This is a genomic window from Kribbella antibiotica (assembly GCF_004349055.1).
Taxonomy (GTDB): domain Bacteria; phylum Actinomycetota; class Actinomycetes; order Propionibacteriales; family Kribbellaceae; genus Kribbella; species Kribbella antibiotica.
Genome location: NZ_SMKX01000026.1, coordinates 74770 through 83437, shown reverse-complemented (window position 1 = coordinate 83437; position 8668 = coordinate 74770). Strand labels below are relative to the sequence as shown.

At 66.7% G+C, this 8668-nt stretch carries 7 protein-coding genes and 1 tRNA gene; 4 read left to right on the top strand and 4 right to left on the bottom strand.

Translation table 11 applies throughout. The annotated features are described in order from the left end of the window. Window positions 1-71: 71 nt before the first annotated feature. A tRNA-Thr gene (locus E1263_RS11900) sits at window positions 72-144 on the top strand. Window positions 145-385: 241 nt separating this feature from the next. Here the strand turns inward: E1263_RS11900 and E1263_RS11895 are convergent. After that, on the bottom strand, window positions 386-1423 hold the full coding sequence (locus E1263_RS11895) for a phosphotransferase family protein (protein ID WP_132167299.1): 1038 nt from the start codon (window positions 1421-1423) through the stop codon (window positions 386-388). A 174-nt stretch (window positions 1424-1597) separates the two neighbouring features. Between E1263_RS11895 and E1263_RS11890 the strand changes: the two genes are divergently transcribed. After that, window positions 1598-1993, top strand: a complete 396-nt coding sequence (locus E1263_RS11890) for a hypothetical protein (protein WP_132167298.1) — start codon at window positions 1598-1600, stop codon at window positions 1991-1993. A gap of 2 nt (window positions 1994-1995) precedes the next feature. Then, entirely contained in the window at window positions 1996-4446 is a 2451-nt protein-coding gene (locus tag E1263_RS11885; RefSeq protein WP_132167297.1) for a DUF4132 domain-containing protein, read from the top strand. Between the two features lie 377 nt (window positions 4447-4823). Here E1263_RS11885 and E1263_RS11880 read toward each other — a convergent pair whose 3' ends face one another. Further along, window positions 4824-5126 (bottom strand): hypothetical protein, encoded by a 303-nt coding sequence (locus E1263_RS11880; protein WP_132167296.1) that lies wholly within the window; start codon window positions 5124-5126, stop codon window positions 4824-4826. A gap of 735 nt (window positions 5127-5861) precedes the next feature. Between E1263_RS11880 and E1263_RS11875 the strand changes: the two genes are divergently transcribed. After that, window positions 5862-6167: a type 2 periplasmic-binding domain-containing protein gene (locus tag E1263_RS11875; protein WP_202868839.1), complete on the top strand. Its 306-nt coding sequence runs from the start codon at window positions 5862-5864 to the stop codon at window positions 6165-6167. Window positions 6168-6434: 267 nt separating this feature from the next. Here E1263_RS11875 and E1263_RS11870 read toward each other — a convergent pair whose 3' ends face one another. Both E1263_RS11870 and E1263_RS11865 read right to left on the bottom strand, forming a co-directional pair. Next, window positions 6435-7715 carry a hypothetical protein gene (locus E1263_RS11870; protein WP_132167295.1) on the bottom strand — a complete coding sequence of 427 codons (1281 nt, stop codon included), beginning with the start codon at window positions 7713-7715 and terminating at the stop codon, window positions 6435-6437. A gap of 125 nt (window positions 7716-7840) precedes the next feature. Continuing rightward, the gene (locus E1263_RS11865) at window positions 7841-8665 is read right to left on the bottom strand and encodes an SDR family NAD(P)-dependent oxidoreductase (protein ID WP_132167294.1); all 825 of its coding nucleotides are present in this window, start codon (window positions 8663-8665) and stop codon (window positions 7841-7843) included. Window positions 8666-8668 lie beyond the last annotated feature (3 nt).

The window sequence follows — 8668 nt, the reverse complement described above, 5'->3', positions numbered from 1 at the left end:
CCCCGGCGCCCACACCCTCCGCCACCGCCTTGCCACCGCCACCCGCTAATATGGTTCCCGCACCACCACCGGCCGGTGTGGCGCAACTGGCAGCGCACCGCTCTTGTAAAGCGGGGGTTAGGGGTTCGAGTCCCCTCACCGGCTCAAAGAGGTAGTTGGAAGTAAGGGAAAGACCTTCCCCTGCGTGCTACGCAGCCGCTCCTTCGTCGCGCCAGCTACGCGCGCACCCGCCCACCCTTAATTTCTTCCCGGGCTACCGCCCGGGCCTGCGGCCTACCGCCGCGATCGACCACCCGTGGCGAGCGTCGTTCTGCCCGCAAGCGTCGTCCGCCGCCCTGCACAGAGTCGAGGCTGGTCCGCCCCGTGACCCGGCCACCGACGGCTACTACCAGACGAGTCCATCTAGGTGGTTATGGCCGGAAAGCAGGCGAGCGATGCGGTCCTGCGCCGCTTCGCGTATGTCAGGCTGGGAATGGTGTGCGTATAGCGCGAGCTCCCCGTACATGTCATAGAAGTTCAATCGCTCGCGCAGATGCTCGCGCTCGAACAGCTCCGGATACGCGCCACGCAGCCATCCGGGGACCTCTTTGAGTGTGGTCTCGTCGAGCCCCTGTTCGTTGGGTACGGGCGGGTACTCTCCCGCCTTCGCGCACCAGCGCAGGATGGTATCGAGCTCGACATCCGCTGGCTGAGCCAACGCCTCCGCGAAGTCGATAAGACCGGTGACGCGTCCTTGGTCGACGATCACGTTGGATCCATGCAAATCACCATGGACGAGGACGGGTTCGTCGGCGGCGAACAACGCCAGCCGCTCCTGGATCCAGTCAGTGACATCGGTGAGCAGGCGCGAGTCATGGCCGGGCAGTCGCCGGGCATCCTCGACCAACTGGAGCGCCACACTCACCACAGGTGGATGGAACGCAGCCCACGGCTTCTTCCCAGCGATTGCGTGGGTCAACCAGGGTGGCAGCAGGCCCGCCGGGACAGGTATCCGGTGCAGTGCACGCAGCGCAGCGCCGAGGCTCTCGATCATTGCTTGGCGCGTTGACGAGTCCGCCGCCGGCCACGCGTCGTACAGGGTTCGGCCGGGCAGGCGTTCGGAGACGTACCACGGCCCGTCCGGGCCGTCGCCGTGGGCGAGGTGCCGGGCGTGTGGGACCTCGCTACCGACGAGCAGGCTGACGACTGCAGCCTCGTGGCGATACGCGTCGCGGTGCCGTTCGTCGGTGTTCAGTCGTGCGACGTATTCGTCGCCGACCCACGCGCGGCTAACCCAGCCGGCCTTTGGAAGAAAGCGCCCGGTTGCCGGCAGATCAGCGGCCGTCAGGATCCTCAGCAGCGCCGGATCGGTAGCCCCGGCGAGAGTCTCCGCGGAAGGCCGACGCTGCCTGAACCCGTCACCCCTCCAGTCGCCGTCGGTCATGAGCGCGAGCCTATTCGTGAGGGGGCCTGCGGCGATACGAGTTTCCAGCTGGCGCGCCGCCTTCGGCAGAGGTAGTGGCGCAGCGTGACGGGCACACTTGCAGCAAGCTGCATCTGCCGAGTTCAGTGACCGTGACGCGGGGTCGGTGAGCGGTAGGGCGACTATGCTGCCGCGATGTCGATCACCGTGAAGATCATCGATGTGTCGGGGGCGGGGCGGGTCGGTGCGACGACGCTACTGGAAGGCGTGGCCAGTAGCATCACGCTTCGCGATCTGGTGCGAACGCGCGTGCGGGACGAGGTGGCGCGCTTTAACCTCGTTCCACAGGATGTGTTCCAGGGGCTGGTGATGCCCGAAGGTGCGCTTCCGACCGCGGTGGGGTTCCGGCTGCCGAAGCACCGGCGCCTCGACTGGGAGCAGCAGGCCGATCGTGCGGTCGAGGCGTTCGGGCGGAACGGCTTCTTTGTGCTTGTCGACGATCGCCAGGTGACCGACCTTGACGAGGAGCTCGCGTTGACCGCGGACTCCGACATTCGTTTCGTCCGGCTCGTGCAGTTGGTCGGGGGCTGAGCGTGGAGCAGGCAGGTGACACCGGATCCGGCCAGGTCGACGACGTGGCGTCACAGCTGGACGCAGCAGTGCGCGCGCTTCAGGGCCGGTCTTGGATCGGGGACAGCGACGCGCGGACGCTGCCGCAGGTTCGGGCCATCACCCAGGCCCCGGAAGACGTGCGCCGCGAGTGCATTCTGAGGGCCTCCGAGCGGGTCGACAGCCACTACTGGGTCGCCTTGATCTCGATCATCGCGCGCAAACGCGTCAAGTTCTCGGCGGACGACATCGACCGACTGCTGACGCTGCGCCTTGGCGTCTCCGATGACGTCAACTCCTGGTGGAACAGTGAGGCGCTCCGTGCCGTCAGCCGCCAGATCGAGCACACCTTCCCCACCTTGACCGATGCGGAACAAGCACGACTCGAGCCTCTCCTCCTGCAAGCCGTCGACAGGGCACGAGACGCAGCCACCGCCACCAGACTCCGGCAGCTCGTCAGCACCACCGACAGCATCCGGCTCGACCAGATCGACGCAGGCGATGCCATCGGCCCGCGACTGCGTGCCGCGTTCGAGCAGGCAGACGACCAGGTCGACAAGCTTGCGACGACGCTCGACCTCCTGGCGGCGTATCCCACCAAAGGCCGGCCCTCGAAGAGATGGCTCACCGAGACCGAACAGATCATCGGCCGGCTGTCGCGGCCCGCGGAGCTGATCGGCGCTCTCCTCGACGCGGCCCTCGACGCCGAGGACAGCGAGACCTCGTACACCCACAACGACCGCACCCACACCTACCCGCACTACATCACCAGCAGCAACGAAGGATTCCTCGGCGGCACAATCGCGGCCGTTGGACTCCTGCGCGACTCGGCGCTGCTGCCGCGGCTGCGACGCCTCGCGATCAAGACCGTGACGGTGATCGGAGGACAGTTCGGGAGCCCACGCAGCCTGCGTCTGGCCAACCTGTCGACGCAGGCGATGGCCGATATCGGCGCCCCGGCATCGATCACCGAGCTGCTCGCGCTCGAGCGATCCGTCCGGCACGGGACGTTGCTCAAGCAGGTCCGCAAGGCCATCGAAGCGCTGGCCGCCGCGCAGGGCATGACGCGGGACCAGTTGCTGGAGCGCGCGGTCGAGACGCACGACCTCGACCCGGACGGCACTCGCACGCAACCTCTGTCGAGGGGATCCGCCCAGATCGCCGTGGACGGACGAACCGCGGCCCTGCTGTACGTCGACGAGAAAGGCACGGCACGCAAGTCCATCCCCGCTGACGTGAAGCAGGCAGACGCCGACGTACTCGTTGCTGTCCGCAACGACCTCAAAGCTGTCCGGAAGACGATCGCCGGCGAGCGCGTACGGCTGGACAGCCTGATGGCCCTCGAGCGCAGCTGGCAGCTCGACGAGTGGCGCACCTGGTACCTCGACCACCCGATCACCGGCCGACTGGCACGGACACTCGTGTGGGTCTTCGAAACCCAGCACACGCCGGCGGTGGTCGGCCTGCCGCTGGACAGCACAACCGCGATCACGGCTTCGGGGCAACACGTCGTGATTCCGCCGGATGCGCGAGCGCGTCTTTGGCACCCCGTCCACGCGACCAGTGACGAGGCCCGGGCATGGCGGCAGTATCTGCTCGACCAGCAGATCGTTCAGCCCTTCAAGCAGGCGTTCCGGGAGATCTATCTGCTCACGCCCGCCGAGGAACAGACCAGCGCGTACTCCAACCGGTTCGCCGGCCACGTCTTCGGGCAGATCCAGGCCCGCGCCCTGATGAAAGGGCGAGGCTGGGCACCGGTCGCCGTCGCGTGGTGGGACGACGGCATCTACCAGGGCGTCGCCCGGCGAACGTACGACTCGGCCGGGATCCGCGCCGAGTTCTACTACGACCCGATCCTCGAACAGGAACCAACGGCAAGCGACCTCTACCCGTACTGCACCAGTGACCAAGTCCGGTTCGTCGACGCCACCAGCGACGAGACGATCGCATTGGCCGAAGTACCGCCGCTCGTCCTCACCGAGGCCCTGCGCGATGTCGACCTCTTCATCGGGGTCACCTCGATCGGTGCAGACCCTGAGTGGCTCGACCGCGGCGCCCAGCGCCAATTCGACACCTACTGGCACACCTACGGCTTCGGTGATCTGTCCGCAGCCGGACAGATCCGCCGCGACATACTCTCTCTACTCGTCCCACGCCTGGCCATCGCCGACCGATGCGAACTCGACGACCGCTACCTCACCGTGCGCGGAGACCTCCGCACCTATCGCATCCACCTCGGCAGCGGCAACATCCTCATGTCACCCAACGACCAGTACCTCTGCATCGTCTCCGCCCGCGACGGACAATCCCAGAAGCTCTTCCTGCCCTTCGACGACGACCCCGTCCTCAGCCTCATCCTCAGCAAGGCGTTCCTACTCGCCGACGACACCGCCATCAAGGACCTCACGATCACCGCCCAGATCAACCATCGCTGAATCTCTGTCAACGGTGGTCGGAAACGACGATGCAGGGCACAGGCGAGCTTGCAGCACACGGTTTAGCGCCGCAGCACTCGACGCTTGCCGCTGGATCGCAGCTCTATCCAACGGTGCTCACAGCTCCCGTTCTTGCCGCGCGGGAAACCGCTCGTGCACATCTCGAAGCGCATCCCTCGAGATGCTGAGCCGCCTCCGGATTGCGCCGCCGGCGCCCGAAGCAGTCGTCAACCGTCGTCGGGAGCCCAGGGCTGAGGTCGGCTTGCTGGCCTGGAGGGCGGTAGCGTCGGATTCGGGGTGAAGGATCGAGATTTCGCGGCCCTCGAAAACTGACCGCCCCGAGAGGCCAAGACGCCTGGTCGCGGCAGGCGCCTCCCTCACCCGACGACGGTGAAGTGCAGACCGCTCAGGACCTCGCCCGTATGGCGATCTCGCGCCGTGACCACATAGTCGCCTGGTGGGAAGTCGGCCGCGGTTGCGTCCGCGCGCCATTCGTAGACGATCAGGGCATGGCCGGTGCCGTTGCTCTGTTCGCCTCCGCTGTAGACCAGATTGCACGGCTCAGTTCGCTCGATCTTGGGGCACACGCCACCGACGCTCGAGCTGGAGCTGGCGATTTCCACGTCCACAAAGGTGTTCGGCCATCCGTCCGAGGATTCGATCTTGACGTTCGTGGTCACTCCTCGCCGAACCTGAACAGGGCTGACAGACAGTTGCCAGTTCTTGATCGCGTCGCCGGTGTTCACTGCTCGAGGCGGTGCGACTGTCGCTGGACGGGTTGGCTTGCGAGTTGCCGGGGGCGTCGGCTTGTTCACAGGACGAGGTGTCGTGGCAGCTGTGGTCTTGGTAGGGCGCGGGGTCGTTGTCGGCTTCCGTGTCGGAGCCGGCGACGAAATGACCGGAGTAACCTTCGGGGCCGCCGACGGGCTCGAGATCCCGGCTCCTGCGGCAGGCCTGTCCCCCTGGTTGAACCACGTGTCGTAGACATAGTTCCCGAGGACACCGACGAACACGCTCCACGCCAACGCCCAAACGCCGCGAATCACCCATCGACGGATCCGCTTCGACGCAGGCGTCTGTTGATCTGAGCTCACTCGTCATACCCCGATTCCCCAACGACCTGACGACCTGACCCCCCAGGTCATCCCATCGGTATACACGAGGCACCGGCCCGCACACAGACCGCCATCGCTTGAAGCGATCGCTTGGCGACCAAGCCTCGGTGCATGGCCTCGGGACTGGCCGTACTGGGAGATCGGCCTCGCCGATCCAGTCAGCAACCGTGCGCAGCGTCGCCCGGGCAGCTCCCCGGTAGTACCCGAACATCTCCTCCACGAACTCGCGCTGCGCACCACGCGGCAACGGCCCCGCCCGGACGCCACACGAGCGGCGGCCGTGAAGACGCGCAGCGGCAGATGCTCTACCAGCAGGCGGTGGCCGAAGGTGGTGATCTGGTTGTGTACGCCAGTGGCGACAAGCCCGGCCAGGCCGACTATCTGCGGGATGCGTTCGAGAAGAAGTTCGCCAAGATCAAGGCGAACGTGATCGTCGACTTCAGCAAGAACCATGACGCTCGCGTCGACGATCAGGTTGCCGAGGGCAAGGTTGTTGCCGATGTCGTGCATCTGCAGACGGTTGACGACTTCCCACGCTGGAAGCGGGACGGTGTCCTCGAGCAGTACCGGCCGGCGCCAAGGGCATCTTCGACCACCCGACCATGAACCCGCTCGGTCTCGGTGCCTTCATGAGCGACCGCACCGCCCTCGACCGCTACAAGGCCCGCAGCGGGTTGGGGTCGGCTTGCGCAGTGGGCGCGCTCAGTACCAGTCCCACCAACGGCGCCGCGACGAGCGCCGCGAAAGCTCTTGTCATCCACATAGCCCGAGCGTGCGCCCGTCCACCCGCCGCACCTAGTCGCCCGCCCGAACAACGCGCGATCGGGCGCCACGAGTAGACCGGAGCGCCCCCGGCTTATGTCGACGGGTCGATCAGCGGATGGTCTGGTTGTAGCCGGGGCTGGTGTTGGCGTTGACGGTCAGGCCGTTCACGACGACCGTCGGGACGACGAAGCGGACGCGATAGGTACCGAGCTCGAAGTCCGGAGCGCTGCGCACGGACCAGGACCCCTTGGTGAGCTGGACCCAGCCGTCGTTGACCCAGATCTTCTTGTTCCAGTTCCAGTACTGGACCGTGGCCCTGACGGACACGGCCGGCGCGATCTTCAGTGACAGGGTCCAGCGGACACCGGGTCGCGCCACCGCCGGGTTGAAGCCGCCGCTGACGATCTTGACCAGGGTCTTGGACGACTTGGCTCCCGTCGAGGTCGCCGGAGTCAGAAAAATGATGCTGCTGCTGACAACCTTCCGGGCCGGGACCCACAGCCGGTACTGACGGTTGCCGAGCGAGGCGATGCCGGTGTCGAAGGCGGCGGTGGTGTTACCGCTGTAGCGACCCCAGGTCTTCCAGGCGTCGGTCGACTTGGCACGGGCCTGGAGCTCGACCGGGATACCGCTCGCGCGCTCCACGATGCTCCCAGTGCTGTGAATGAACAGCCAACTCTTGATGGCGAGCCGGTTCGCATACAGCGCCGATGCGGGAACCGACATTCCGGCCGTGAGCGTGCCGAGCTTCACTGTCCTGGCGCCCTTGGCGTTGCCCCACGGGCTGAACGAGCTCAAGGTGAGCGTGGTGGGTCGCGGCTGTGACGCGATGGTGGCCGACGTGGTGCTGGAGTCCCAGCGGCCCAGGGCGTCGGAAGTGCCGTCGTAACGCAGGGCCGAGATCTCGACGCCTTCGTACGCCGCGTTGTCCAGCGGATCACCCGGCGTACCGTCGGTGGTGGCGGCCTGGGTCCACGTCAGGTGGGTCGACAGGTTCGCGGCAAGGTTCGCGTCCTGCAGCGCCGGCGCGGCCGGGACGAGGGTGTCGAACTCGGGCGACGGGGCCGACGGGCTTTCTCCGTCGGGGTTGACGGCCTTGACGATCAGCTTCACGTGGTCCTTGGACGGGGCCAAAGCGCTCGCCGGCACCAAGATCTCGTTGGCATGGGTGGACGAGACGTCCACATACTTGACCTCGTCGCCGCCCGGCAACTGCCAGTAGATCGCGTTGGCCAGGCCGTCGTCGGCCCAGGTCAGCTTGACGTTCTGGCTGTCGGCCCAGGCGATCGTGACGTCGGTCGGTGCATCCGGAGCCGCGGCGAAGGCAGGGGTCTGCAGACCCACGGAAAGGGCAGCGACAGCCGTCGCTGCGAGGGCAAGTTTGCGCATGGAGACCCCAGGTGAGAACGCCTGACGATCACCCCTGCCGCCAGTCCGTGGCCCAGACGGTAGCAGCTCACCGGGACGGCTCAAGCCGATTTGCAGCAACGTGCAACGTTTCGACAAGACGGATACTAGGCGCCGGCGCCGCCGTCGATGGGAATTATGGCGCCGGTCACTACAGTGGCTCGGTCGCTGAGTAGCCAGGCGGCTAGTTCGGCGACTTCGCGGGGATCGGCCATCCGGCCCAGTGGGGTGCTTGCGTTGATGCGGGCGACGACTCCTGGGGTGGCAGCCTCCCAGGTGTCGATCATCTCCGTTGCGGTTCCGCCGGGCGTGATGCCGTTGACGCGGACGCCCTGCGGTGCCCAGGTGACGGCGGCTGTTTCGGTGATGCTGTTGAGGGCACGCTTCATCGCGCCGTACGCGGGCAGGGCTGGGTTGGCGCGGCGGCTGCCGATGCTCGAGGTGTTGACGATCGCCCCGCCACCGCCACGCCGCATCAGTTCGTACTCGGCCGTCATCGCGGTCCAGTGGGCCCGGAAATTCACCTCGAACTGCTCCTCGATGTCGTCGTCGCTGGTCGTGTCGAGCGGACCGGGCTGCCGCTGGATCGCGGCCCCGTTGTTGAACGCGGCATCGAGCCGCCCGTGCAGCTCGTCGACGCGGTCGACCGCTGCCCGAATGCTCGAACGGTCGGCGAGATCCATCGTCACAGCATCCGCGACGCCGCCGTCTGCGCGGATCTCGGTGACGAGCTGCTGAAGAGCGCCCGTGCTGCGCGAGGCGAGTACGACGGTGGCACCCTCGGCGGCGAAGAGCCGACCTGCGGCCGCTCCGATGCCGCGGCTGGCGCCGGTGATGAGTACGACCTTGCCGGTCAGCAGGCCGATGGGAGTGCTGGCGGTGGAGGCGGTTGCTGTGCGGTCGCTGGAAGTGTTGTCTGTGTTCGGGGTCATGGC